Here is a 25,589-nt window from a genome sequence, read left to right on the forward strand (position 1 = left end):
TCAGCCTCCGGTCACCGGCGGGAAAAACGCCACTTCATCACCCTCTGCCAGCGGCTCGTCGAGTTTGCACAGTTCTTCGTTACGCGCGCACATCAGGTTCTGCTCGGCCAGCACCGCATATTGCCCGCCCTTGGCCACCAGGACCTGGCGGACATCGTCCAGCACCTTGAACGCGCCCTCTACATGCTCGGCATCCACGCCCAGCAGCTCGCGGTAACGGGCAAAATAACTCACCTTGACCTTCATCACGCTTGCACCTTGTAGTGGCCGCTCTTGCCGCCGAGCTTTTCCAGCAGGCGCACCTGCTCGATGACCATGCCCTTGTCCACGGCCTTGCACATGTCATAGATCGTCAGCGCAGCAACGCTGGCGGCGGTCAGCGCCTCCATCTCGACACCGGTCTGCCCGGCCAGCTTGCAGCGGGCAACGATACGCACGGCGTCCTGCCCTTCGGCACTGAGTTCGACCTTGACGCTGGTCAGCATCAGCGGGTGGCACAGCGGGATCAAATCGCTGGTCTTCTTCGCCGCCTGGATCCCGGCAATGCGCGCCACGGCGAACACGTCGCCTTTGGGGTGTTCACCGTCGACGATCATCTGCAACGTCTGCGGCAACATGCGCACCCGCGCCTCGGCGGTGGCCTCGCGCTCGGTCACGGCCTTTTCAGTGACGTCGACCATGTTGGCCCGCCCCTGGGAATCAAGATGTGTCAGCACTGCTCTGCTCCTGTGAAGGGAACAGCCAGTGTAAACCCGTGGGTCAGGTTTGAGCAGAGGGTTTGACCGCGAAGAGGCCGGGCGGCGAACCGCCCGGCGGCAAGGGTTACAGATGCGACTCGGCGTACTCGGCCAGCACCGAGCGTGGCACACCCTGCAGGGTGATGTGCACGCCGTGGGGGAAGTCCTTGAAACGCTCGGTCAGGTAGGTCAGGCCCGAGCTGGTCGCGGACAGGTAGGGGGTGTCGATCTGCGCCAGGTTGCCCAGGCAGACCACCTTGGAACCGGAGCCGGCACGGGTAATGATGGTTTTCATCTGGTGCGGCGTCAGGTTCTGGCACTCGTCGATCAGGATCAGGCTTTGCTGGAAGCTGCGGCCACGGATGTAGTTCAGCGACTTGAACTGCAACGGCACGCGTTCGAGGATGTACTCGACGCTGCCATGGGTACTTTCGTCATCCATGTGCAAGGCTTCGAGGTTGTCGGTGATGGCGCCCAGCCACGGCTCCATTTTCTCCGCTTCGGTACCCGGCAGGAAGCCGATCTCCTGGTCCAGCCCCTGCACGCTGCGGGTGGCGATGATGCGCCGGTAGCGCTTGCTGACCATGGTCTGCTCGATGGCCGCAGCCAGGGCCAGGATGGTCTTGCCAGAGCCTGCGGCGCCGGTCAGGTTGACCAGGTGGATGTCCGGGTCGAGCAAGGCGAACAGCGCCAGGCTTTGGTGGATGTCGCGTGGTTTCAGGCCCCAGGCTTCCTGGTGCAGCAGCGGTTCCTGGTGCAAGTCGAGCAGCAGCAGTTCGTCGTTGCGGATGCCCTTGATCCAGCCGACGAAGCCCTGCTCATCGATGATGAACTCGTTGATATGCACGGCTGGCAAGTTGTCGATCATCTGCACCCGATGCCAGGTACGGCCACGCTCCTGGCGGGTATCGACCTTGCTGACGCGGTCCCAGAACGAGCCGGTGACCGAGTGGTAACCCTTGGACAGCAAGGACACGTCATCGACCAACTGGTCGGTGCTGTAGTCCTCGGCCGCAATGCCACAGGCGCGCGCCTTCAGGCGCATGTTGATGTCTTTGGTGACCAGCACCACGTCCAAGTCGGTGCGCCGGCTGCGTACGTCGAGCAGGGTGTTGATGATGATGTTGTCGTTGAGGTTTTCCGGCAGCAACTTGCTGGGCTCGTTGCGCGGGCTCATCAGGATCGACAGGAAGCCCTTGGGCCCGCTTTTGTTGCGTTGGATCGGCACGCCCTGCTCGACATCGCTGGGCGAAGCGTCACCAAGGGTCTGGTCGATCAGGCGGATGGCCTGCCGGCATTCGGCGGCGATGGTCTGTTTACCGGTCTTGAGCTTGTCGAGTTCCTCCAGCACCGTCATCGGAATGGCGACATGGTGCTCCTCGAAGTTCAGTAACGCGTTGGGGTCGTGAATCAGGACGTTGGTATCGAGCACATAGAGGATTGGCTTGCTGGAGGAAGGGTTGCGTCCTTGGTCATCCATACTCGGTCACCTTATGTCGAAGCCATACGGCGCGGTCTGTTGCGCCGCAAAGTGACTGCCGCTGTTCCCGTATCCGCGTTGTTACGGGCGGGAAGCGAACCTGGCAAGGTGGGCCTGGATGACGCCACCTGTGCTGCAGGAATCGGCTGTCTGGTTTCTTCATACCGCAAAAACCATGACCAAAAAAAGCATTTTTACGTGTTTTTGAACTTTATTTTTCTGATTGACGAAGCCCTCTTGGCGGCAGGGCCAGAGGGGTCTACGCTCAGAAGTCATACCCTCTATTCGCTATATCCATATTCTCGGCAACTCTCCCAGCCAATCCCGCTCTGGGCGGTATTGCGCAGCACCCATTCCACCGCCGGCTGCGCCTTGGGCAGGCTGTCATGGAACTGGATCACGCCCTTGCGCCACAGCAGCATCAGGGTCAGTACACGCTGCGCCGACGCCTCTGCGCTCAGTGCGCCGTCATCCTGGGCATCGATATCCCATAACGATACCCGCAGCTGTTGGCTGGCCATGAACGCCTCGCCGTCGGCCCGGCGCTGGCCATAAGGCGGGCGGAACAGCGGCACATACTGTTCCGGCAAGTCGGCCTGCACCCGCGCCTGGCTGCGCCGCAGCGAATCCTGCCAGTCGGTCCACTGCGCATGGGAGCGGTACTCCCAACCCTGGATGCCCACGCACTGGCCGCCATAGAGCCGGCGCAAGGCGTTCGCAGCCCCGCCATCCCGGCGTTGCTGCAGACGGTTGCCGAGCACGAAGAACGTGCCTTCGAGCTTCTGCCGGCGCAAGTAATCGGTGAGTAAATCGGTACTGCCACTCTCAGGCCCGGGCCCGCCGACGAAGGTCAGCAGGAACATACGGTCGTTCAATTCGTCGCCATTGCGCTCGCGCGAAGACAACCGTTCGATTTCGCTACTGGTCTGCGGCAACAACGCCGCCTTGCGCAGCTGCTCGTCCAGATAGCGCACATGAAACTGATGGCTTGGCTCGACCCAGCCGGTATAGAACGTGCCGACATCAGCAGCGAACGTGGCTGCCTGCGTGCGCAACTCCGCCATCGACGTAACCGGGTAGCAGAACGACGCGTCCTGCTCGCAACTGCGCTGCGCCTGTTGATAACCAGCCCACAACCGCTGCCACATACGTGCCCGCACCTGGCGCACCTTCTGCAGGTTGATCTGCCGCAGCCCCAGCCTCGCCGCCAGCGCCGAGTCATCCAGCAACTCGCTTTCGTGCAGCACCTGGGCGAACGAAAGAATTTCCGCCCGCGAGGCCACGTCGAACAGCGCCGGGCTGTTCAGTTGCTCGGGCCACAGGCTGCGGTCCAGGCTGACCTGGGGTGAAGGGGCGGCTTGCACGGCCAGGCTCAGCAGAGCGGCCAGCAAGGCAAAGGCAGTGCGCACGGTCGAAGGCTCCGCAACGGCAAAACGCGAACTATAGCGCCTGCATCGGCCATGGTCTGTGACTATCGTCGCCATAGTTTGGACTTGCACCGCCCAGCCCGTAGAATCCTCGGCCAACGATGCCAGGAGCCGACCCGATGCTGACGGTGATTTCCCCCGCCAAGACCCTCGACTACGACACCCCGCCAGTAACCGAGCGTTTCACCCTGCCCCAGTACCTGGATGACTCCCAGGCGCTGATCCAGCAGCTGCGCGAACTGTCGCCAGCGCAGATCAGCGAACTGATGCACCTGTCCGACAAGCTCGCGGGCCTGAATGCCGCTCGTTTCGGCAGCTGGACCCCAGACTTCACCCCCGCCAATGCCAAACAGGCGCTGCTGGCGTTCAAGGGTGACGTGTACACCGGCCTCGACGCCGAAAGCCTGGCTGAAGACGACTTCAGTTACGCACAAGACCACCTGCGCATGCTTTCTGGCCTGTACGGCCTGCTGCGCCCGCTGGACCTGATGCAGCCCTACCGCCTGGAAATGGGCACCAAGCTGGCCAACGCACGCGGCAAGGACCTGTACGCCTTCTGGGGCACACGCATCAGCGAATGGCTGAACGAGGCCCTGGCCGAACAGGGTGATGACGTGCTGCTGAACCTGGCCAGCAATGAGTACTTCAGCGCGGTGAAACGCAGCGCGCTGAAGGCCCGGGTGATCAATGTCGATTTCAAGGACCTGAAGAACGGCCAGTACAAGATCATCAGCTTCTACGCCAAGAAAGCCCGCGGCATGATGAGCCGCTTCGTCATCCAGCAGCGCATCAGCGACCCAGAGCAGCTCAAGCAGTTCGATGTGCAGGGCTATTACTACAGTGCCGAGCAGTCCAAGCCGGACCATCTGGTGTTCCTGCGCGATCACCCTGCCGATTAAGCCTGCAAAGCCCTCTTCGCGGGCGTGTCCGCGAAGGGGCCATCAGCCAAGCCCCATCCCCTCCGCCCTGCAACAGGGCACGATGCAAATCGCCATCACGCCATAAATCAGGCGCCAACAAATCGACACGCCTACCTTTATCGCCAAACGCCATAAGACCGTTCATACCTTTTTTGACGAATTTTGAAAAATATTTTCCGATACTGGCATAAAAACATCTCGTAACAGTTACACCCTTGATACACGGGGGTGAAACACCCGCGTGCTATCAAATTGAAACTGCCTACAACTGAATAAATATTTAGAAATCTTTCATCCGAGCGAAACCGGCTCAGGAACTTCTGCTAGGAGCAATCGCTCATAGTGCCGTAACGATTTTCCTGCCTGTGGGCTGTGAGAGATGACTTACAGATGACAATGGCAGGTATCCACTACCGTGCCCTTACAACTTCGACAGGTACTACGGGAACACCCCAAGACCGTGTCCATGCTGGAGATACGCGCCCCTTAAAAATCGTCCTAGTGGTTGATTTCAAAGGATTTATCCACTTGAAAAAACAAGCACAGCAACGCGCCAAGTAGCGCATTGCAATAAAGACGGCTGCATTTCAGGGCACGTTTTTTAATTGATGGCTTTTTACTGCCAACTTTGAGCGCATAACTTTTTGCGCTCCGGATTTATTTTGCCTGCGCTCGGCGAAGTGTGCATTCGCCATGGATCCGTGCGCCCGAAAACTGTTGTTAATCAACCCAGCCCGGCACTCTGCGGAGGCGCCGGCGTGATAAACACATGAGGTGATAGCGATGCGTATCAGCATCTTTGGTTTGGGTTATGTGGGTGCAGTCTGTGCAGGCTGCCTGACGGCGCGTGGCCATGAAGTGATCGGTGTGGACGTGTCCAGCACCAAGATCGACCTGATCAACCAGGGCAAGTCGCCCATCGTCGAACCTGGCCTGGAAGCACTGCTGCAACAGGGCATCGCCAATGGCCGCCTGCGTGGCACCACCGACTTCGCCGAAGCCATCCGTGCCAGCGATGTGTCGATGATCTGCGTGGGTACGCCCAGCAAGAAAAACGGCGACCTGGGCCTTGAGTACATCGAATCGGTGTGCCGTGAAATCGGCTACGTGCTGCGTGACACCACCCGCCGTCACACCATCGTGGTGCGCAGCACCGTGCTGCCGGGCACCGTCAAGAATGTGGTCATCCCGATCCTCGAAGACTGCTCGGGCAAAAAGGCCGGCGTCGACTTCGGTGTCGCGGTCAACCCGGAATTCCTGCGTGAAAGCACCGCCATCAAGGACTACGACCAGCCACCGATGACGGTTATCGGCGAACTGGACAGCGCCAGCGGCGACATCCTCCAGGCCCTGTACGAAGAGCTTGACGCCCCGGTCATCCGCAAGCCGATCGAGGTGGCCGAGATGATCAAGTACACCTGCAACGTGTGGCACGCCACCAAGGTCACCTTCGCCAACGAAATCGGCAACATTGCCAAGGCGGTAGGCGTTGATGGCCGTGAAGTGATGGACGTGGTCTGCCAGGACACGGTGCTGAACCTGTCCCAGTACTACATGCGCCCAGGTTTCGCCTTCGGCGGCTCGTGCCTGCCCAAGGACGTGCGTGCCCTCACCTACCGTGCCGCCAGTCTCGATGTGCGCGCACCGCTGCTCGACTCGCTGATGCGCAGCAACGAATCGCAGGTGCAGAACGCTTTCGAGCTGATCGAAGCCCACGACAAGCGCAAGGTCGCCCTGCTGGGCCTGAGCTTCAAAGCCGGCACCGACGACCTGCGCGAAAGCCCACTGGTCGAGCTGGCCGAGCGCCTGATCGGCAAGGGCTACCAGTTGGACATCTACGACGAGAACGTCCAGTACGCCCGCGTCCACGGCGCCAACAAGGACTACATCGAATCGAAGATCCCGCATGTGTCGTCGCTGCTCAATGCCAACTTCCAGCAGGTGATCGACAACGCCGACATCATCGTCCTCGGCAACCGTGACGAGCAGTTCCGCGCGCTGGCCCAGCAAGCGCCAGCTGGCAAGCAAGTAATCGACTTGGTCGGTTTCATGAGCAAACCAACCTGCACCACCAGCCGTACCGAAGGCATCTGCTGGTAAGTGCCTGACCGGGCAGCGCAAGCCCTCCCCACTTGCGCTGCCCACCCTCCCCCGAATTTTCGACGGATGCTGAACATGCAAAGGCTCCAGACCGTGCTGTTGCAGTGCGCCGGGTGGCTGCTCTACATGAGCCTGCTCATGCTGATCGCCCTGGCCCTGCCAGCCGATATCTTCGACTCGCAATCGAAGCACTTCATCTTCCTGGTCGGCGCAGTCGGCATCTGGCGCTATTCCATGGGCGCCACCCATTTCATCCGCGGCATGATCTTCCTCTACGGCGTGTACCCGTACCTGCGCCGCAAGGTGCAGAAAATGGGCACTGCTGCCGACCCGTCGCACGTTTACCTGATGGTGACCAGCTTCCGCATCGAAGCGCTGACCACCGCCCAGGTGTACAGCTCGGTGATCCGCGAGGCGATCAACTGCGGCTTCCCCACCACCGTGGTCTGCTCACTGGTGGAAATGTCCGATGAGCTGCTGGTGAAAAGCCTGTGGGCCAAATACAACCCACCAGCCCATGTGAAGCTGGACATCGTGCGCATCGCCGGCACCGGCAAGCGCGATGGCCTGGCCTACGGCTTCCGCGCCATCTCACGCATGCTGCCGGACGAGAACGCCGTGGTGGCGGTGATCGACGGGGACACCGTGCTGGCCGATGGCGTGGTACGCAAGACCGTACCGTGGTTCAAGCTGTTCCCCAACGTCGGTGGCCTGACCACCAACGAATTCTGCGAGGTGCGCGGCGGCTACATCATGAGCGAGTGGCACAAGCTGCGCTTCGCCCAGCGCCACATCAACATGTGCTCGATGGCACTGAGCAAGCGCGTGCTGACCATGACCGGCCGCATGTCGATGTTCCGCGCCAGCGTGGTGACCAACCCCGAATTCATCGCCGATGTTGAAAGCGACTCGCTGATGCACTGGCGCCTGGGCCGCTTCAAGTTCCTCACCGGTGACGACAAGTCCAGCTGGTTCAGCCTGATGCGCCTGGGCTACGACACGTTCTACGTGCCGGACGCGGCCATCAACACGGTCGAGCACCCGCCGGAAAAAAGCTTCTTCAAAGCCAGCCGCAAGCTGATGTACCGCTGGTACGGCAACAACCTGCGGCAGAACTCCCGCGCACTGGGCCTGGGCCTGGGCCGCCTGGGGTTGTTCACCAGCATCGTGCTGTTCGACCAGCGCGTGTCGATGTGGACCAGCCTGCTGGGCCTGACCGTGGCGGTGATCGCCAGCCTCAAGTTCGGCCTGGCCTTCCTGCTGGTGTACCTGCTGTGGATCGGCATTACCCGCCTGATCCTCACCATCATGCTGCTGTGCTCCGGCCACAACGTAGGCCCGGCCTACCCGCTGATTCTCTATTACAACCAGATCATCGGCGCACTGATGAAGATCTACGTGTTCTTCCGCCTCGACAAACAGTCGTGGACGCGTCAGCCCACTGCCCTCAAGCGTGACCTCGCCAGCTTTCAACAATGGTTCAACACCTGGTCCTCGCGGACCATGACCTTCTCGGCTGCCAGCATCTTCGTTGCTGTGCTGTTCATGGTCGTGTGAGCCCAACCCGGATCGGATCTAACAGGAACAAACCACCATGAATACCGCCGTGAACGTCAATGTCGTGCATGAGTCCGAAGCCCAGCGCCAACACGCCCGGGTACGCATTCCCGCCAAGCTGCGCTTCCTGGACGCCCAGCGCCAGACCCACGAAGTGAAGGTCGACGACCTTTCCGCCGGTGGCCTGAGCTTCCACACCAAGCAGCAGCTGACGGTAGGCGATGTACTGCGCGGGCGCCTGCAGTTCGTGGTCGACAACCTGGGCCTGTCGATCGACATCGAGTTCCAGGTGCGCTCGTACAACCCGGACAATGGCCGTACCGGCGCGCAGTTCCAGAACCTTGAACCACGCGACATCGCCACGCTGCGGCACATCATCACCAGCCACCTGTCCGGTGAGCTGATCAGCATCGGCGACGTGCTCAGTACCCTGCAGCGCGACAACTTCACCAAGGCGCGCAAGCAGAAGGACGGTGGTTCTGGCCTGAGCGCCTTCGGCCGGCTCAAGGCCGTTACCGTCACCCTCGGCGTGTTCGTGGTCGGCGTTGCAGCTTTTGGCTTCGTCGCCAAGTCGCTGTACGGCATGTACTTCGTCAGCCATGCCGAAGCGGGTGTGGTCGCGGTACCGACCACCACCGTCACCATGCCGCGCGACGGCACTGTGAGCAGCCTGGTCGAAAGTGGCGGGCAGATCGCCAAGGGCGCGCCACTGGCCAGCTTCACCACCAGCATGCTGGACATGCTCAAGGGCAACCTTGAAGACGCACAGCTGGAGCCGGCGAAGATCGAGGAGCTGTTCGGCAAGCAGCTGTCCGGCACCCTCACCAGCCCCTGCGATTGTGTGGTCGCCCGCCAGTTGGTGGACGATGGCCAGTACGCAGCCAAAGGCCAGGCGATCTTCCAGCTGATCCCGCGCACCACCACGCCGATGGTCGAGGCCCGCTTCAGCTACCGCCAGTTCGACGAGGTCAAGCCGGGTACCCGGGTCAACTTCCAGGTCGCCGGCGAAGACGAAGTGCGCACCGGCCAGATCGTCAGCAGCACCAGCCTCAACAGCGAAGACCTGTCCTCCGACATCCGCGTGCAGATCAAGCCTGACACTGGAATGCCCGCCGAACTGGCCGGCCGCCCGGCTTCGGTCAACAGCGACCGTGGCCCGTCTATGAACTGGCTGATCGACAAAGCAGTGGCCCGTGGGCTGTAAGAGGAACTTGCGATGACTAGCATGCCGCCGTTGCGAGGGCTTTGCCCTCGATCGCGACACAAGGCCGCTCCTACAGGGTCCGAGTCGTTCTCCCATCTGTCGCCTGGCACTCAACCTGTAGGAGCGGCCTTGCGTCGCGATCGAGCGCGCAGCGCTCGCCCATTCGCATGGTGCACACTCGCCCTGGCCATTACCCTGGCCGGCTGTGCCGGCCTGCCCGACCAGCGCCTGGCCAACGAGGCCATGAAGCGCGGTGACACGGCATTGGCCGAGCGCAACTACAAGGCCCTGGCCGACCTGGGCTACAGCGAAGCACAAGTAGGCCTGGCAGACATCAAGGTGGCCACCCGCGACCCATCGCAAATCAAGGAAGCCGAGGCCACCTACCGCGCAGCGGCGGCCACTTCGCCCCGTGCCCAGGCGCGCCTTGGCCGCCTGCTGGTGGCCAAGCCCGACAGCACCCAGGCCGAACGCGAAGAAGCCGAAACCCTGCTCAAGCAGGCTGCGAAGCAGGGCGAAAGCAATACCCTGATTCCGCTGGCAATGCTCTACCTCAGCTACCCGCAGAGCTTCCCCAAGGTCAATGCGCAGCAGCAGATCGACCAATGGCGCGCCGCCGGCAACCCGGAAGCGGGCCTGGCCCAAGTGCTGCTGTACCGCACCCAGGGCACCTACGACCAGCACCTGGGCGACGTGGAGAAGATCTGCAAGGCCGCCCTGAACAGCACCGACATCTGCTACGTCGAACTGGCCACCGTGTACCAGAAGCGTGGCCAGGCCGACCAGCAAGCCGCCCTGCTCGCCCAGTTGAAGTCCGCCTACGCCCGTGGCGCGGTGCCGGCCACTCGGGTCGACAGCGTTGTCCGGGTGCTGGCCGACCGCAGCCTTGGCCAGACCGACGAGAAAACCGCCAAGGACCTGCTTGAGCAGGTGGCCCCCGCCAACCCGGCATCCTGGGTCAGCCTGGCGCAACTGCTGTACGACTTCCCCGAACTGGGCGATACCGACCAGCTAATGGCTTACATCGACAAGGGCCGCGAGGCCGAACAACCACGCGCCGAACTGTTGCTGGGCCGCCTGTACTACGAAGGCAAAACCCTGCCAGCCGACGCGAAAAAAGCCGAGCAGCACCTGCAAGCCGCCGCCGACGCTGGCGAAATCAGCGCCCATTACTACCTGGGCCAGCTGTACCGCCGTGGCTACCTGGGCAATGTCGAGCCGCAGAAAGCCGTCGATCACCTGCTGGCCGCCGCCCGTGGTGGGCAGAACAGCGCCGACTATGCCCTGGCCCAGCTGTTCAGCGAAGGCCACGGCATCCGCCCGCAACCGGGCAACGCCTGGGTGTTCGCCCAGCTGTCGCAGGCCAACCCGACGCCGCAATCGAGCGAACTGCTGCAGCAACTCGACCAGCAACTCACGCCTGACCAGCGCAGCCAGGCCCAGCAACTGTTGGGCCAGGAAAAGCGCGCACGCGGCAGCATGGCGCAGGGCGCGAACAGCACCCTGGCCCTCGAAGCCCTGCAAGACGACGAAAAAGAAGTAGACGGTGAGGACTCGCTATGACGCTCAATCCCTTCGTGAAAGCCGGCATCGGCCTGAGCTTCGCCCTGCTGTGGTCCTGCCCGACCCTGGCGGAAATGACCGCTGAAAAGAATTTTGGCCTGGACGTGAAAATCACCGGCCAGTCGGAAGACGACCGCGACCTGGGCACCCGCCCTGGTGGAGACGTCAACGGCCTGGGCCTGGACCTGCGCCCTTGGGTGTACGGCGAGCGCGGTAACTGGAGTGCCTATGCCATGGGCCAGGCCGTCGCCGCCACCGACACCATCGAAACCGACACCCTGCGCCAGAACGACGACGGCACCAGCACCGAAACCGGCGACGACAGCCGCCAACCGGACAAAAGCTACCTGGCCATGCGCGAGTTCTGGGTCGGCTACAGCGGCCTCACCGCCTACCCCGGCGAGCAACTGCGCTTCGGCCGCCAGCGCCTGCGCAGCGACGATGGCATGTGGCGCGACACCAACATCGAAGCATTGAACTGGACCTTCGACACCACCCTGCTCAAGGCCGACCTGGGCGTGGCCCAGCGCTTCAGCGAGTACCGCACCGACCTCACCGAACTGGCCCCGGAAGACAAGGACCGCACCCACATCTACGGCAACGTCGCCACGCAGTGGACGCCTGGCCATTGGGTTGGCGTGCGGGCACACCATACGCACGACAGCGGCAGCCTGAAAAACCCCGGCGAAACCGTCGACGCGCTGGACAAGACCCGCACTGGCGAGTTGACCTGGCTGGGCCTGGAAGCCAACAGCGACGCCTACAACTGGCGCAACGACCACACCGTCAACTACTGGGGTAGCGTCACCTGGCTGACCGGTGACCGCGACACCCTCAGCAGCCAGGCCGTCGGCAACGATCAGATTGCCACCGGCAAGCAGAGCGGCGACGTCAATGCATGGGCCACCGACCTTGGCATTCGCCTGCGCCTGGACCCGCAATGGCAAGTCGGTGCGGCCTACGCCCGTGGCAGCGGCGGTGGTGGCGACGACGGCTCGAACAACTTCGAGCAGACCGGCCTTGAGAGCAACCGCTCCAACTTCACCGGCACCCGCTCGCGCGTGCACCGCTTCGGCGAAGCTTTCCGTGGCGAGCTGGGCAACTTGCAGGCAGCCACCCTGTTCGCCTCCTGGCAGCTGCGCGACGACTACGACGCCAGCCTGATCTACCACAAATTCTGGCGGGTCGACGGTAACCAGAACATCGGCTCCAGCGGCATCAACGCGGTGGTCAACGACAACGGCGTGAACCGCCCGCTGGTCGACGGCGAAAAAGACCTTGGCCAGGAAATGGACGTGGTCGTGACCAAGTACTTCAAGCAAGGCCTGCTGCCGGCATCGATGAGCCAGGCCATCGACGAGCCGTCCGCCCTGGTGCGCCTGCGTGCCGGTGTATTCAAGCCGGGCGATGCCTACGGCAAGGAAGCGGACTCGTACATGCACCGCGCCTTCGTCGATGTGATCTGGCGCTTCTGAGGCCGGTAGGGGACTGACCGTTATGAACCTTCACCCGCACTTACGTCACAGCCTGTTGGCCAGCGCCTTGCTGCTGGCCAGCGGCCTGGCCGCTGCCGCAGAACCCCAGGTGATCGCCAAGGAGCTGCAGCAGGCCAAGACCTACACAGTGGCCAGCGCACCGATCGAACCGCTGCAGATGGACCCGCCAAAGCTGCCCGACTTGACCGGTTTCACCGCCGAGGCGGTGCAGAAAAAGATCGACCGTAGCCACAAAGGCAAGGTCAGCCTGCGCCGCATGTTCCAGGAGGACACCCTCAAGGAGTTCGTCGGCGGCGACAACAAGGCAGCCGAGTGGGTGCAGCGCCAGCACGGCATTCCGCAGGCGATCTTCGTCGATGACGGCCATGTCGACCTGGTCGAGCTGAGCAAGAAGGTGCCCAAACAGTACCTCAGCGAAGTCGAGCCCGGTGTGTACCTGGCGCGCCTGCCGATCGTGGTCGGGCAAAAGGGCATCCTCGAGATCGACGGCAAGGTCAAGCAGCTGCGCCTGTCCCAGGAGGGCGGTTCGTTCCTGGTCAACGACGGCAAGCTGTTCGTCACCGACACCCAGGTGACCGGCTGGCGGGAAAAGGACAATGGCCCGGCCACCTTCCGCTCGCCCAAGGAATTCCGCCCGTTCCTGCTGTCGTGGGGCGGCACCGAGACCTACATCGTCAACACCAGGATGGCCAGCTTCGGCTACGCCAAGTCCAAGTCGTATGGCGTGAGCATTTCGCAGTACACGCCGAACATGGCCAAGCGCATGGGCCGCCCGGAACCCACCGGCTGGATCATCGGCTCGGAATTCAGCGACATGTGGTACGGCTTCTATTGCTACGAAACCCAGGATTTCGTGGTCAAGGACAGCACCTACCGCGACAACATCGTCTACGGCATCGACCCGCACGACCGCTCGCACCGCCTGATCATCGCCGGCAACACGGTGTACGGCACCAAGAAGAAGCACGGCATCATCGTTTCGCGTGAGGTCAACGACAGCTGGATCATCAACAACAAGAGCTACGACAACAAGCTCTCGGGCGTAGTGATCGACCGTAACAGCGTCAACAACCTGGTGGCCTACAACGAGATTTACCGCAACCACACCGACGGCATCACCCTGTACGAAAGTGGCGACAACCTGATCTGGGGCAACAAGCTGATCAACAACCGCCGCCACGGCATCCGCGTGCGCAACAGCGTGAACATCCGTCTGTACGAAAACGTCGCCATGGCCAACGGCCTGGTCGGCGTGTACGGCCACATCAAGGACCTGTCCGACACCGACCGCGATATTGCCCTCGACCCGTTCGACACCAAGGTGTCGCTGATCGTGGTGGGTGGCGAGCTGGCGGCCAACGGCTCCGGCCCGCTGTCGATCGACTCGCCGCTGTCGGTCGAACTGTACAAGGTATCCATGCTCGCCCCACGCAAGGCCAGCGGCATCAGCCTCAATGGCGTGCTGGGCGAGCGCCAGGACGAAATCCTCGACCTGCTGGTACGCCAGCAGAAGGCTGTGCTGATCGACCCGGTCGAACGCCAGACCGAAATGATCGATTAAGGAAGCCCAGACCATGACTCCACACCTGATGAAATTGCTGGGCCTGTCCGCCGCCCTTCTGGCGATCAGCCAGGGCGTGCGCGCCGAAGACGTCAAGGCCCCGACCTTCAGCGCCGAGCCCTGCTGCCAGCTGTGCCCCGAAGCGCACGATGCCAGCCGCTACACCACCCGCTACCAGCAGAACTTCACCACGCTGGTGCAGGCCAAGGGTGACTGGCTGTTCCGTACCCGCGAAGACCTGCGCACCGAGTTCACCACCACCCCGGCCGGCTACAAGCGCCTGCAACAAGTGCACGACGCGTTCAAGAAGCGTGGCGTGGAACTGGTGGTGGTGTACCAGCCGACCCGTGGCCTGGTGAACCGCAACATGCTCAACCCGGCCGAGAAAGCCGCCTTCGACTACCCAAAGGCCCTGGGCAACTACCAGGCCATGCTCAAGCGCTTCGCCAGCATGGGCTACAACGTGCCCGACCTGTCGCCGCTGACCAACGAGCAACTGGCCGCCGCCGACCAGGGCAAGGACTTCTACTTCCGTGGCGACCAGCACTGGACGCCCTATGGCGCCGAGCGCGCGGCAAAAATCGTGGCCGACACCGTGCACAAGATGCCGGCCTTCGAAGGCATACCGCGCAAGGAATTCGAGACCAAGAAGTCCGGGCGCATGGGCAAGACCGGCACCCTGCATAACGTAGCCGGCCAGCTGTGCGGCACCAGCTACGCGGTGCAGTACATGGACCAGTTCGCCACCGAGCCGAAAGGTTCGAGCGGCGGCGACGACCTGTTCGGTGACGGCGGCAACGCGCAGATCACCCTGGTCGGCACCAGCCACAGTGGCAAGAACTACAACTTCTCGGGCTTCCTCGAGCAGTACATCGGCGCCGACGTGCTCAACGTTGCCTTCCCTGGCGGTGGCCTGGAGGGCTCGATGATCCAGTACCTGGGCAGCGAGGAATTCCAGAAGCACCCGCCGAAGATCCTGGTGTGGGAGTTCTCCCCGCTGTACCGCCTGGACCAGGAAACCATCTGGCGGCAAATCCTTGGCCTGCTCGATGACGGCTGCGACGACCGCCCTGCCCTGATGAGCGCCAGCACCACCCTCAAGCCCGGCAAGAACGAGCTGATGGTCAACGGCAAGGGCGGCGTGATCAAAGACTTGATCAACCGCAACCTGCAGATGGACGTGAAGTTCGAAGACCCGTCGGTGAAGGTGTTGCAAGCCACCCTCTGGTACCTCAACGGCCGCCACGAGGACATCAAGCTGGAAAAACCGGAAACCTCCGACACCGACGGCCGCTTCGTCTTCCAAATGCGTGAAGACGAAGACTGGGCCAGCCAGGGCCTGCTGGCGTTCGAGGTACAGGGGCCGGAAAGCGGCACCCAGAAGGTCGAGGCCAAGCTCTGCAAACGCAACAACTTCGCCGTGCCTGCGCAGACCGCGCAGGCCGGCCAGTGAGGCGATCCATGACCCTATTGAAGCGAATTTCCAGCCCCGCCCTGCTCGCTTTGGCCCTGTTTGGCGGTGCCGCGCACGCTGCGCTGGTACCCCCGCAGGGTTACTACGAGGGGATCGAAAAGCTCAAGACCGGCGACGGCAATTTCCACTGCGAAGCGGCGCCCAAGCCGTACACCGGCGCGTTGCAGTTTCGCAGCAAATACGAAGGCTCTGACAAGGCGCGGGCAACGCTCAATGTTGCCTCGGAAAAGGCCTTCCGCAAGTCGACCGAAGACATCACCACGCTTGAGAAAGGCGTGAGCAAGATGGTTGGCCAGTACATGCGCGATGGCCGCCCGGCGCAGCTCGATTGCACCTTGGCCTGGCTGGGCACTTGGGCGCGCGCCGACGCATTGCTGTCCACCGACTACAACCACACCGGCAAGTCGATGCGCAAATGGGCACTGGGCAGCATGAGCGGCTCGTGGCTGCGCCTGAAGTTCTCCCACTCGCAGCCGCTGGCCGCGCACCAGGCTGAAGCCGAAGTCATCGAAAAATGGTTCGCCCGCCTGGCTGAACAGACCGTGCGCGACTGGAGCGACCTGCCGCTGGAGAAGATCAACAACCACAGCTACTGGGCGGCCTGGTCGGTCATGGCGACCGCTGTCGCCACCGACCGTCGCGACCTGTTCGACTGGGCCGTGAAGGAATACAAGGTGGGCGCCAACCAGGTGGATGACCAGGGCTTTCTGCCCAACGAAATCAAGCGCAAGCAGCGCGCACTGGCCTACCACAACTATGCCCTGCCGCCCCTGGCGATGATTGCCAGCTTTGCCCAGGCCAATGGCGTGGACCTGCGCAAAGAGAACAACTTCGCCCTGCAGCGTCTGGGTGAAGGCGTACTGGCCGGTGCCCGCGACCCGAGCCAGTTCAAGGCCCGCACCGGCGAGAAGCAGGACATGAAGGACCTCAAGGTCGACAGCAAGTATGCCTGGCTCGAACCCTGGTGCGAACTGTACCACTGCGTCGGCGACACCCTGCAGCGCAAGCACGGCATGCAGCCGTTCAACAGCTTCCGGCTGGGCGGCGACCTGACCCGGGTCTACGACCCGAACGCAGAGAGCAAGAAATAGATGTCGCCTGGGTTAGGGCCGCTTTGCGGCCCATCAGGAATGAAGTGACAACGGTTTCCTCCAGCTTTTTGCTGGGGGGTTTGGGGGGCGCTTTGCCCTGGATGCTGTGAACAAATTAGGAGAACCGGGATGGTCTTCTCGTCCAACGTGTTCCTGTTCCTGTTCTTGCCGATCTTCCTCGGCCTGTACTACCTGAGCGGGCAACGTTATCGCAACCTGCTGCTGCTGATCGCCAGCTACATCTTCTATGCCTGGTGGCGGGTGGACTTCCTGGCCCTGTTCGCCGGGGTCACCCTGTGGAATTACTGGATCGGCCTCAAAGTGGGTGCCGCCGGTGTGCGCACCAAGCCCGCCCAGCGCTGGCTGCTGCTTGGCGTGGGTGTCGACCTGGCGATTCTCGGCTACTTCAAGTACGCCAACTTCGGCGTCGACAGCCTCAACGCGATCATGGCCTCGTTCGGCCTTGAGCCGTTCATCCTCACCCACGTGCTGCTGCCGATCGGTATCTCGTTCTACATCTTCGAGTCGATCAGTTACATCATCGACGTCTACCGTGGCGACACCCCGGCTACTCGCAACCTGATCGACTTCGCCGCGTTCGTGGCCATCTTCCCGCACCTGATCGCAGGCCCCGTGCTGCGCTTCAAGGACCTGGTCGAGCAATTCAACAACCGCACCCACACCCTGGACAAGTTTTCCGAAGGCTGCACCCGCTTCATGCAGGGCTTCATCAAGAAAGTGTTCATCGCCGACACCCTGGCCGTGGTCGCCGACCACTGCTTCGCCCTGCAAAACCCGACCACGGGCGATGCCTGGCTGGGCGCGCTGGCGTACACCGCACAGCTGTACTTCGACTTCAGCGGCTACAGCGACATGGCCATCGGCCTGGGCCTGATGATGGGCTTCCGCTTCATGGAGAACTTCAAGCAGCCATACATCAGCCAATCGATCACCGAGTTCTGGCGGCGCTGGCACATCAGCCTGTCGACCTGGCTGCGCGACTACCTGTACATCACCCTGGGCGGTAACCGCAAAGGCACCTTCAACACCTACCGCAACCTGTTCCTGACCATGCTGCTGGGCGGCCTGTGGCACGGTGCCAACTTCACTTACATCATCTGGGGCGCCTGGCACGGCATGTGGCTGGCCATCGAACGCGCGCTGGGCATCGACACCAACCCGCAGCGCTTCAACCCGGTCAAATGGGCCTTCACCTTCCTGCTGGTGGTGGTCGGCTGGGTGATCTTCCGCGCCGAGAACCTGCACGTGGCCGGCCGCATGTACGGCGCCATGTTCAGCTTCGGCGACTGGCAGCTGTCGGAACTCAACAGTGCCCAGCTGACCGGCCTGCAGGTGGCGACCCTGGTCATCGCCTACCTCACCCTGGCGTTCTTCGGCCTACGCGACTTCTACCGCAATGCCAAACCGACGCCCAAGGCAACCCCGGTGCAGGTGAACAGCGATGGCTCGATCGGCCTGGACTGGACCCGGGTGATGACCCGCGCCCTGATTCTGCTGCTGTTCGTCGCCTCGATCCTCAAGCTTTCGGCGCAGAGCTACTCGCCGTTCCTGTACTTCCAGTTCTGAGGCCGATGACATGAACCGCACATTACGCATCACTTATTCCCTGTCGTTTCTTGGCTTGCTGGTGGGCATGGGCGTGTGGTCCACCGGTGGTCTGCAAAGCTTTCAGCGCACCGAGCAGATGACACTGCTCAACGGCAAGCTGGCCAAGGCCGCCGAGACCCACTACGACGACGAGTTCCCGATCAAGCGCCTGGGCACGAACCTTTGGGCGGCCATGGACTTCAAGCTGTTCAACGAGGGCCGACCCGGTGTGGTACTGGGCCGCGACCAGTGGTTGTTCAGCGACGAAGAGTTCAAGCCCACCGCCGGTGCCGAACAACTGATGCAGGAAAACCTGGCGCTGATCCGTGGCGTGCGCGACACCTTGCAGCAGCACGGTAGCCAGCTGGTGCTGGCTATCATCCCGGCCAAGGCGCGCCTCTATTCGGAATACCTGGGCAAAGAGCAACCGGCCAGCCTGCACGATGACCTGTACAACCAGTTCCACGCCCAGGTACGCCAGGCCAACGTGTTCGCCCCAGACCTGCAAGCGGCCATGGAACAAGCCAAAGCCCGCGGCCAGGTATTCCTGCGCACCGACACCCACTGGACACCAATGGGCGCCGAAGTCGCCGCCCAGACGCTGGCCGAGGCGGTAAGCCGGCAGAACCTGCTCAACGGTGACCCGCAAACCTTCGTCACCGAAGCTGGCAGCACCGCGCCCTACAAAGGCGACCTGACCAACTTCCTGCCACTGGACCCTTTGTTCAGCAACCTGTTGCCGGCCCCGGACAACCTGCAGCAGCGCACCACCCGCCCGGTCGATGCCGAGGGTGACGCGGGGGACGCACTGTTCGCCGATAAGCAGATTCCGGTTGCGCTGGTGGGTACCAGCTACAGCGCCAACCCGCACTGGAACTTCCTTGGTGCCCTGCAGCAGGCCCTGAACAGCGACGTCGCCAACTACGCAGAAGACGGCCATGGCCCGCTGCTGCCAATGCTCAAGTACCTGCAAAGCGATGCCTTTAAAAACGCCGCACCGCAAGTGGTGGTGTGGGAATTCCCCGAGCGTTATCTGCCCATGAAAAACGACCTCAGCAGTTTCGATCCGCAGTGGATCGCGCAGCTGAAGAACACCCGTAAAACCGAAGAAAACCTGGCCTTGTCGTCCAACCAGACGCGCCACTGATCGATAGAGAGGAAACGCACATGACTACCAAGACTTCCATTGCCAAAGCCCTCACCCTCGCGGCCGGCCTGTCCCTTGCTTCCATGCAGGCCTTCGCCGGCGCGGATGCCGCGCTGTATGGCCCGAGCGCGCCGAAAGGCTCGACCTTCGTGCGCCTGTACAACGCGGCCAGCGCACCGGCCGCCGCCTCGGTCGGCAACACCCAGATCAAGCAGGTTGGCGCCCAGGCCAGCAGCGACTTCAGCTTCCTGCCAGGCGGCGACTACACAGCCCAGGTCGGCGGCAAGAGCGTGCCGGTCAAGCTGGCCTCGGACAAGTACTACACCCTGGTCAACAGCAGCAGCGGCAACCCGCAGTTGATCGAAGAACCACCGTTCAAGAACAAGCAGAAAGCCCTGGTGCGCGTGCAGAACCTGAGCGACCAGCAGCTGACCCTGAAAACCGCCGACGGCAAGACCGAAGTGGTCAAGCCGGTGGCCGCAAACGGCCGGGGCGAACGCGAAATCAACCCGGTCAAGGTCAACCTGGCGCTGTACCAAGGTGACAAGAAAGTGGGTGACGTGAAACCCGTCGCCCTGGAGCGCGGCGAAGCCGCCGTGCTGTATGTAACGGGTTCCGGCAACGCCTTGTCGCCGGTGTGGGTAACTCGCCCCGTGGCTAGCAACTGATCCCCCTGCCTTTAACGACTATTGGAGAAACATGATGATCCCGGTAATTCTTTCTGGTGGTAGCGGTTCGCGTCTGTGGCCTCTGTCGCGCAAGCAGTTCCCAAAACAGTTCCTGGCCCTGACCGGCGAACACACCCTGTTCCAGCAAACCATCGAGCGCCTGGCGTTCGAAGGCATGGACACACCGATCGTGGTCTGCAACAAGGACCACAAGTTCATCGTCCAGGAACAGCTGGCTGCGCTGAAGCTGGAAACCCAAGGCATCCTGATGGAGCCGTTCGGCCGTAACACCGCGCCGGCCGTGGCCATGGCCGCCATGAAACTGGTCAACGAAGGCCGCGACGAGCTGATGCTGGTGCTGCCAGCCGACCACGTGATCGACGACCAGAAGGCCCTGCAGCGCGCCCTGGCCCTGGCCACCATCGCCGCCGAGCGTGGCGAGATGGTGCTGTTCGGCGTGCCGGCGACCAAGCCGGAAACCGGCTACGGCTACATCCGCTCCAGCCAGGATGCCCTGCTGCCCGAAGGCGTGGCACGCGTGGCCCAGTTTGTCGAGAAACCCGATGAGAAACGCGCCGCCGAGTTCGTCCAGGCCGGTGGCTACTTCTGGAACAGCGGCATGTTCCTGTTCCGCGCCAGCCGCTTCCTCGAAGAGCTGAAAAAGCACGACGGCGACATCTACGACACCTGCGTGCTGGCGCTGGAGCGCAGCGAGGAAGACGGCGATGTGCTGAGCATCGACGAAGCCACCTTCGCCTGCTGCCCGGACAACTCCATCGACTACGCGGTGATGGAAAAAACCCAGCGCGCCTGCGTAGTGCCGATGTCGGCCGGCTGGAGCGACGTGGGCTGCTGGTCATCGCTGTGGGAAGTGCACGAGAAGGACGACAACGGCAACGTCACCAAGGGCGACGTGGTGGTGCAGGACAGCCGCAATTGCATGATCCACGGCAACGGCAAGCTGGTGTCGGTGATCGGCCTGGAAAACATCGTGGTGGTCGAAACCAAGGACGCCATGATGATTGCCCACAAGGACAAGGTCCAGGGCGTCAAGCAGATGGTCAAGACCCTCGACGAACAGGGTCGCACTGAAACCCAGAACCACCTGGAAGTGTATCGCCCGTGGGGCTCGTACGACTCGGTGGACATGGGTGGCCGCTTCCAGGTCAAGCACATCACTGTCAAGCCGGGTGCCAGCCTGTCGCTGCAGATGCACCACCACCGCGCCGAGCACTGGATCGTGGTGTCCGGCACCGCCGAGGTCACCTGCGACGAGAACGTGTTCCTGCTGACCGAAAACCAGTCGACCTACATCCCGATCGCATCGGTGCACCGCCTGCGCAACCCAGGCAAGATCCCGCTGGAGATCATCGAAGTGCAGTCCGGCAGTTATTTGGGCGAGGATGACATCGAGCGCTTCGAGGATGTGTATGGGCGGACATCGACGCCGGTGGAGCGAGGTGTTTCGGTCAAGACGATTGCGCAGTAAGTAAACCCCTGGGGCCGCTTTGCGGCCCTTTCTCGACACGAGGGCGAAGCCCTCGCGCTTTTGAGCCCTCCCCCATTTCAGGCTACGATGGTCAGACCCCGCGCAACCAAGGTCTTCAAGCCCAATGATCATCGGTGCCTTCCTCATCCTCACCTGGCTGGTGCTGCTGTTGCGCTACCCGGCCAAGGCCTTGCCGATTTCGCTGGCCGCCGTTTGCGGCCTGGGCCTGGTAGCCCTGTTCGTTGCCTGGCAGGAAAACCGCGAAGCCTCGCAATTGGCCCGCCTGGACCTGCGCCTGAGCTACGCTCCCGAGCAGTGCCCTGCCGACCGCGCCCTGCAGGTACGCATGAAAAACGGCAACAAGGCCCCGCTCACCGAGCTTCGTTGGCGGGTAGCGGCGTATGCGCCGGGCGATACCGTGAACCTGGCCGAGAATACCTACAACGCACCGCGTTACCGTGGACCGGGTGAGTTGCAGCCGGGAGCCGAGTGGAAAGATTGCCTGCCGGTGCCGCCGCTGCGCTCCGGGTACCGGCCACAGACCCTGGAATTTCGTGCCGAGCATCTGCAAGGTACATTCGCCAATTAATCGAAGGCCTCTCCCATGCCCACTGTCCTGATCACAGGTTGTTCCAGCGGCATCGGCCGCGCCTTGGCCGATGCTTTTCGCGATGCCGGCCACCACGTCTGGGCCACTGCCCGCAAGCCTGAAGATGTCGAGCAACTGAGCGCCGCCGGCTACACCGCCCGGCAGTTGGATGTGAACGACGGCGAGGCGCTGGCCCGCTTGGCCGACGAACTGGAAAGCCTCGACATCCTGATCAACAACGCCGGATACGGCGCCATGGGCCCGTTGCTCGATGGCGGCGTGGATGCCCTGCGCCAGCAGTTCGAAACCAACGTCTTCGCCGTAGTCGGCGTTACCCGTGCGCTGTTCCCGCTGCTACGCCGCTCACGGGGCCTGGTGGTGAACATCGGCAGCGTCTCCGGCGTGCTGGTCACGCCATTCGCCGGTGCCTACTGCGCCTCGAAAGCCGCCGTGCATGCGCTGAGCGATGCCTTGCGCCTGGAGCTGGCACCGTTCGGTGTGCAGGTGATGGAAGTGCAGCCGGGGGCGATTGCCACGCAGTTCGCCAGCCATGCCCAGCGCCAGGCCGAGCAGGTGCTGGCGGCGGATTCACCGTGGTGGCCGCTGCGCGAGCATGTGCAGGCACGGGCGCGGGCTTCGCAGGACAGGCCGACTTCGGCGGCAGTGTTTGCCAAGGGGGTGCTGGCGGCCGTCGGCAAGGCGCCGATACCAGGGGTGGTGCGGCTGGGCAACGGCAGTACGGCGTTGCCGTTAATGGCCCGGTTGCTGCCACGGCGGTTGCTGGACTGGGCGTTACGCAAGCGCTTTGGGCTGCTGCGGCCGCTCTGAGTTTTCGGATGCCCTGGGGCTGCTTTGCAGCCCATCGCGACACAAGGCCGCTCCTACAGGCAGTCGCGGTCTCCTGTAGGAGCGGCCTTGTGTCGCGATGGGCCGCACAGCGGCCCCGCTTTCTAGGCTTTGTTCGCTGGCTGCTCATCAAACGCCTGCCAGCCACCGCCCAAAGCCTTGTACAAACCCACCAAGGCCTGCGACACCGCTGCCGAGCTGTCGATCCACTGCTCCTCGCTGGCCAGCAATGCCCCTTGCACTGTCAGCACATTGAGAAAGTCCACTGCCCCTTCCACATACTGGCGCTGGGCGGTTTCCAGGGCGATGCGGTTCTGCCGCACGGCCTCGGCCAAATGGTCGCGGCGCAACTGGCTGGCGTTGTACAGGCGCAGCACATCGTCAATTTCATGCCAGGCCCCCAGCACCACCTTGCGGTAGTTCAGCGCGGCCTCTTGCTGCTGCGCCTCGCGCAGTTCCAGGGTGCCCTTGAGCCGGCCACCCTCGAAGATCGGCAGCGACAGCTGCGGCCCGAAAGCAAACCGACGCGAATCCCAGCCACCAAAATCAGACAGCTGCATGGCCTGGAAACCGACACTGCCCGACAGCCGGATGCTCGGGTAGAAATCTGCCTTGGCCACACCGATGCTGGCGGTGGCGGCATGCAGGCGGGCCTCGGCCTGGCGGATGTCCGGGCGGCGCTCGGCCAGTTCGGACGGCAAGCCAATGGCAAACTTCTGCTGCGGCGCGGGCAGCTCGCCGCCCTGCAGCAATTCGGCCTGCAAACTGCGTGGCGGTTCGGCAGCGAGCAGGCTGAGGGCGTTGATCAGGTCATCACGGCGGGCCTCCAGGCTGGGCAGTCGCGACTCGATCGACGCGACCTGAGCGCTGGCCTGGGCCACATCCAGGCGCGTGGCAACGCCTTCGGCCTGGCGGTCTTCGGACAGCTTCAGGCTGTGCCGGGCAACCTTGAGGTTGTCCTGCGTCACATCCAGGGTGTGCTGCACCGCGCGCAGCTGGATGTAGTTGCCGGCGGTTTCCGACAGCAGGGCAAGCAGCACCCCACGGCGGTCGTTCTCAGCCACTTCGACGCTGGCATCGGCAGCCTCGACCTGGCGCCGCACGCGGCCCCAAAGGTCCAACTCCCAACCTGCCACCAGGTCGCCTTGCCAGAGGTTGTACGCCGCTTTACCCGCTTTGCCGGACGGGTCGCTGAGGCCTTCGGCGCTGTTACGCGCGCGGCTGTAGCCGGCGTTGGCGTCCACCGACGGCATTTCGTCGGCGGCCACGGTGCTGCGCAGGGCACGGCTTTGCAGCAACCGTGCGCTGGCCATCTGCAGGTCGAGGTTGCGTTCGGCGACGCGCTGGATCAAGGCGCTGAGCTGGGCATCGTGAAAGGATTCCCACCAGCGCAACTCCAGCGGTTCGGCCTGCGGCTGGCTGGCCGCTGCCTCACCCTGCAGCGGCGCCCACTGTTGCGGTGCCTGGCTGTCGGGGCGCAGAAAGTCCGGGCCCATGGTGCAGCCGGCCATCAGTACGGCCAGCAATAAAGGACTCAAGCGAAATGCCGATTTCATCGTGCACTTACCTCTTTGCCGTCCAGCTTGTCACCACGGGTGTCGATGGTCGCTTCCACCGACATGCCCACACGTAGGCGGCTGAGCAGCGGCTGCCCGTCATCGAAGACGATTTTCACCGGGATGCGCTGCACCACCTTGGTGAAGTTGCCGGTGGCGTTGTCCGGTTTCACGGCAGCGAAGGTGACGCCGGTGGCGGGAGCGATACTTTCTACATGGCCGTGCAGCTTTTCGCCGGAGAAGGTATCGACGCTGATGCTCACCGGCTGGCCCGGTTGCACGTGGGTCAGCTGGGTTTCCTGGAAATTGCCGACCACATAGGCCTGTTGCAACGGCACCACCGACAGCAGGCGGGCGCCTGGGTTGACGTAGGCGCCGACGCGCAGGGCACGCTCGCCGACCATACCGTCCACCGGTGCAGTGATGCGGGTGTAGGACAGGTCGAGCTGAGCCTTTTCCAGCCCCGCTTCGGCACGTTTGAGCTGGCCATCGGCGCTGGCCACCTGAGCGGTGAGAATGTCCACTTGCTTGCGCGCCGCCACCAGCGCCGCCTGGGCATTGGCCAGGCGAGCACGGGCCTGGTCGACACCGCTGCGCGCCTGTTGGGCGTTCTGCACGGTACCGGCGCCCTGCTCGGCCAGGCGGCTGTAACGGTTGACTTCATGGTCGGCGAACGCCGCTTCGGCCTGGGCCGCTTTGACAGCAGCCTCGGCCTGGGCAATCAGCGCCGCCTGGCGCTCCAGGGTGGCACGGGCATCGGCGCTTTGCGCCTGGGCTACCAGCAACTGCGCCTGCGCGGCATCCAGCGCGGCCTGGTAGTCACGGGCATCGATGGTCGCCAGCAACTGGCCTGCGGTGACCTGCTGGTTGTCTTCCACCAGCACGTCCTTGATGAAACCGGCGACTTTGGGCGCGACCACGGTGTAGTCGGCGATCACATAGGCGTCATTGGTGCTCTGGCGGTGGTCACTGCCCAACATCCAGGGGCCGACGATGCCAGCCAGGACGGCCACGGCCAGCACCGAGCCGATGAACAGGGTTTTGCGGTTGTTGGTCATTTCAGCGGTTCTCGAATT

Annotated in this window: 21 protein-coding genes; 15 read left to right on the forward strand and 6 right to left on the reverse strand. The window is 62.9% G+C overall.

Annotated elements, in window-relative coordinates:
* The 4 genes from moaD to ACNQP3_RS24240 form a co-directional block, all read right to left on the reverse strand.
* Nucleotides 1-246 (reverse strand): molybdopterin converting factor subunit 1, encoded by a 246-nt coding sequence (gene moaD, locus ACNQP3_RS24225; protein WP_264316532.1) that lies wholly within the window; start codon nt 244-246, stop codon nt 1-3.
* Nucleotides 246-716 carry a cyclic pyranopterin monophosphate synthase MoaC gene (moaC, locus tag ACNQP3_RS24230; RefSeq protein ID WP_016489004.1) on the reverse strand — a complete coding sequence of 157 codons (471 nt, stop codon included), beginning with the start codon at nt 714-716 and terminating at the stop codon, nt 246-248. Before moaC ends, moaD begins: the two co-directional genes overlap by 1 nt.
* 106 nt (nt 717-822) lie before the next feature.
* Nucleotides 823-2,217 carry a PhoH family protein gene (locus ACNQP3_RS24235; protein WP_012274097.1) on the reverse strand — a complete coding sequence of 465 codons (1,395 nt, stop codon included), beginning with the start codon at nt 2,215-2,217 and terminating at the stop codon, nt 823-825.
* Between the two features lie 281 nt (nt 2,218-2,498).
* The gene (locus tag ACNQP3_RS24240; RefSeq protein ID WP_060493260.1) at nt 2,499-3,626 is read right to left on the reverse strand and encodes a polysaccharide deacetylase family protein; all 1,128 of its coding nucleotides are present in this window, start codon (nt 3,624-3,626) and stop codon (nt 2,499-2,501) included.
* Nucleotides 3,627-3,763: 137 nt separating this feature from the next.
* Here ACNQP3_RS24240 and yaaA point away from each other — a divergent pair, with 137 nt between their 5' ends.
* The 15 genes from yaaA to ACNQP3_RS24315 all read left to right on the forward strand — a co-directional run bounded on the left by yaaA (nt 3,764) and on the right by ACNQP3_RS24315 (nt 22,939).
* Nucleotides 3,764-4,543, forward strand: a complete 780-nt coding sequence (yaaA, locus tag ACNQP3_RS24245) for a peroxide stress protein YaaA (protein ID WP_012274099.1) — start codon at nt 3,764-3,766, stop codon at nt 4,541-4,543.
* Nucleotides 4,544-5,347: 804 nt separating this feature from the next.
* Nucleotides 5,348-6,664, forward strand: a complete 1,317-nt coding sequence (locus ACNQP3_RS24250; protein WP_012274100.1) for a nucleotide sugar dehydrogenase — start codon at nt 5,348-5,350, stop codon at nt 6,662-6,664.
* A gap of 75 nt (nt 6,665-6,739) precedes the next feature.
* Nucleotides 6,740-8,221 (forward strand): glycosyltransferase family 2 protein, encoded by a 1,482-nt coding sequence (locus ACNQP3_RS24255; RefSeq protein WP_041166586.1) that lies wholly within the window; start codon nt 6,740-6,742, stop codon nt 8,219-8,221.
* A gap of 37 nt (nt 8,222-8,258) precedes the next feature.
* Nucleotides 8,259-9,425, forward strand: a complete 1,167-nt coding sequence (locus tag ACNQP3_RS24260) for an alginate biosynthesis protein Alg44 (protein WP_012274102.1) — start codon at nt 8,259-8,261, stop codon at nt 9,423-9,425.
* Nucleotides 9,426-9,437: 12 nt separating this feature from the next.
* On the forward strand, nt 9,438-10,988 hold the full coding sequence (algK, locus tag ACNQP3_RS24265; protein WP_264316533.1) for an alginate biosynthesis TPR repeat lipoprotein AlgK: 1,551 nt from the start codon (nt 9,438-9,440) through the stop codon (nt 10,986-10,988).
* Nucleotides 10,985-12,463: an alginate export family protein gene (locus tag ACNQP3_RS24270; RefSeq protein WP_264316534.1), complete on the forward strand. Its 1,479-nt coding sequence runs from the start codon at nt 10,985-10,987 to the stop codon at nt 12,461-12,463. The genes algK and ACNQP3_RS24270 overlap by 4 nt, the downstream gene beginning before the upstream one ends.
* A gap of 22 nt (nt 12,464-12,485) precedes the next feature.
* The gene (gene algG, locus ACNQP3_RS24275) at nt 12,486-14,045 is read left to right on the forward strand and encodes a mannuronan 5-epimerase AlgG (RefSeq protein ID WP_012274105.1); all 1,560 of its coding nucleotides are present in this window, start codon (nt 12,486-12,488) and stop codon (nt 14,043-14,045) included.
* A gap of 13 nt (nt 14,046-14,058) precedes the next feature.
* A complete protein-coding gene (locus ACNQP3_RS24280) occupies nt 14,059-15,498 on the forward strand; it encodes an alginate O-acetyltransferase (RefSeq protein ID WP_012274106.1) in 1,440 nt (479 codons plus the stop codon).
* Nucleotides 15,499-15,506: 8 nt separating this feature from the next.
* Nucleotides 15,507-16,610: a mannuronate-specific alginate lyase gene (locus ACNQP3_RS24285; RefSeq protein ID WP_264316535.1), complete on the forward strand. Its 1,104-nt coding sequence runs from the start codon at nt 15,507-15,509 to the stop codon at nt 16,608-16,610.
* A gap of 129 nt (nt 16,611-16,739) precedes the next feature.
* Nucleotides 16,740-18,197, forward strand: coding sequence for an MBOAT family O-acyltransferase (locus tag ACNQP3_RS24290; RefSeq protein ID WP_012274108.1), 1,458 nt, complete (start codon nt 16,740-16,742; stop codon nt 18,195-18,197).
* Between the two features lie 10 nt (nt 18,198-18,207).
* Entirely contained in the window at nt 18,208-19,365 is a 1,158-nt protein-coding gene (locus ACNQP3_RS24295) for an alginate O-acetyltransferase (protein WP_012274109.1), read from the forward strand.
* A 20-nt stretch (nt 19,366-19,385) separates the two neighbouring features.
* Entirely contained in the window at nt 19,386-20,033 is a 648-nt protein-coding gene (locus ACNQP3_RS24300) for an alginate O-acetyltransferase AlgF (RefSeq protein WP_012274110.1), read from the forward strand.
* A gap of 34 nt (nt 20,034-20,067) precedes the next feature.
* Nucleotides 20,068-21,522, forward strand: a complete 1,455-nt coding sequence (locus tag ACNQP3_RS24305) for a mannose-1-phosphate guanylyltransferase/mannose-6-phosphate isomerase (protein ID WP_041166587.1) — start codon at nt 20,068-20,070, stop codon at nt 21,520-21,522.
* 124 nt (nt 21,523-21,646) lie between these two features.
* The gene (locus tag ACNQP3_RS24310; RefSeq protein ID WP_012274112.1) at nt 21,647-22,111 is read left to right on the forward strand and encodes a hypothetical protein; all 465 of its coding nucleotides are present in this window, start codon (nt 21,647-21,649) and stop codon (nt 22,109-22,111) included.
* A gap of 15 nt (nt 22,112-22,126) precedes the next feature.
* A complete protein-coding gene (locus ACNQP3_RS24315) occupies nt 22,127-22,939 on the forward strand; it encodes an SDR family oxidoreductase (RefSeq protein ID WP_264316536.1) in 813 nt (270 codons plus the stop codon).
* Between the two features lie 122 nt (nt 22,940-23,061).
* On the opposite strand, the gene ACNQP3_RS24320 is transcribed toward ACNQP3_RS24315, so the two are convergent.
* Nucleotides 23,062-24,513 (reverse strand): efflux transporter outer membrane subunit, encoded by a 1,452-nt coding sequence (locus tag ACNQP3_RS24320; protein WP_060493264.1) that lies wholly within the window; start codon nt 24,511-24,513, stop codon nt 23,062-23,064.
* Complete coding sequence (locus ACNQP3_RS24325; protein ID WP_012274115.1) at nt 24,510-25,571, reverse strand: HlyD family secretion protein; 1,062 nt, start codon at nt 25,569-25,571, stop codon at nt 24,510-24,512. The genes ACNQP3_RS24320 and ACNQP3_RS24325 overlap by 4 nt, the downstream gene beginning before the upstream one ends.
* Between the last annotated feature and the right edge of the window lie 18 nt (nt 25,572-25,589).

Source organism: Pseudomonas sp. LFS074 (genome assembly GCF_047978165.1).
GTDB classification, from domain to species: Bacteria; Pseudomonadota; Gammaproteobacteria; order Pseudomonadales; family Pseudomonadaceae; genus Aquipseudomonas; species Aquipseudomonas putida_P.

Excerpts from the sequence above, each read along its gene's own strand:
- moaD (WP_264316532.1), bottom strand. The coding sequence starts at position 246 with ATGAAGGTCAAGGTGAGTTATTTTGCCCGTTACCGCGAGCTGCTGGGC.
- ACNQP3_RS24235 (WP_012274097.1), bottom strand. The coding sequence starts at position 2,217 with ATGGATGACCAAGGACGCAACCCTTCCTCCAGCAAGCCAATCCTCTAT.
- yaaA (WP_012274099.1), top strand. The coding sequence starts at position 3,764 with ATGCTGACGGTGATTTCCCCCGCCAAGACCCTCGACTACGACACCCCG.
- ACNQP3_RS24250 (WP_012274100.1), top strand. The coding sequence starts at position 5,348 with ATGCGTATCAGCATCTTTGGTTTGGGTTATGTGGGTGCAGTCTGTGCA.
- ACNQP3_RS24255 (WP_041166586.1), top strand. The coding sequence starts at position 6,740 with ATGCAAAGGCTCCAGACCGTGCTGTTGCAGTGCGCCGGGTGGCTGCTC.
- ACNQP3_RS24260 (WP_012274102.1), top strand. The coding sequence starts at position 8,259 with ATGAATACCGCCGTGAACGTCAATGTCGTGCATGAGTCCGAAGCCCAG.
- algK (WP_264316533.1), top strand. The coding sequence starts at position 9,438 with ATGACTAGCATGCCGCCGTTGCGAGGGCTTTGCCCTCGATCGCGACAC.
- ACNQP3_RS24270 (WP_264316534.1), top strand. The coding sequence starts at position 10,985 with ATGACGCTCAATCCCTTCGTGAAAGCCGGCATCGGCCTGAGCTTCGCC.
- algG (WP_012274105.1), top strand. The coding sequence starts at position 12,486 with ATGAACCTTCACCCGCACTTACGTCACAGCCTGTTGGCCAGCGCCTTG.
- ACNQP3_RS24280 (WP_012274106.1), top strand. The coding sequence starts at position 14,059 with ATGACTCCACACCTGATGAAATTGCTGGGCCTGTCCGCCGCCCTTCTG.
- ACNQP3_RS24285 (WP_264316535.1), top strand. The coding sequence starts at position 15,507 with ATGACCCTATTGAAGCGAATTTCCAGCCCCGCCCTGCTCGCTTTGGCC.
- ACNQP3_RS24290 (WP_012274108.1), top strand. The coding sequence starts at position 16,740 with ATGGTCTTCTCGTCCAACGTGTTCCTGTTCCTGTTCTTGCCGATCTTC.
- ACNQP3_RS24295 (WP_012274109.1), top strand. The coding sequence starts at position 18,208 with ATGAACCGCACATTACGCATCACTTATTCCCTGTCGTTTCTTGGCTTG.
- ACNQP3_RS24300 (WP_012274110.1), top strand. The coding sequence starts at position 19,386 with ATGACTACCAAGACTTCCATTGCCAAAGCCCTCACCCTCGCGGCCGGC.
- ACNQP3_RS24305 (WP_041166587.1), top strand. The coding sequence starts at position 20,068 with ATGATCCCGGTAATTCTTTCTGGTGGTAGCGGTTCGCGTCTGTGGCCT.
- ACNQP3_RS24310 (WP_012274112.1), top strand. The coding sequence starts at position 21,647 with ATGATCATCGGTGCCTTCCTCATCCTCACCTGGCTGGTGCTGCTGTTG.
- ACNQP3_RS24315 (WP_264316536.1), top strand. The coding sequence starts at position 22,127 with ATGCCCACTGTCCTGATCACAGGTTGTTCCAGCGGCATCGGCCGCGCC.
- ACNQP3_RS24320 (WP_060493264.1), bottom strand. The coding sequence starts at position 24,513 with ATGAAATCGGCATTTCGCTTGAGTCCTTTATTGCTGGCCGTACTGATG.
- ACNQP3_RS24325 (WP_012274115.1), bottom strand. The coding sequence starts at position 25,571 with ATGACCAACAACCGCAAAACCCTGTTCATCGGCTCGGTGCTGGCCGTG.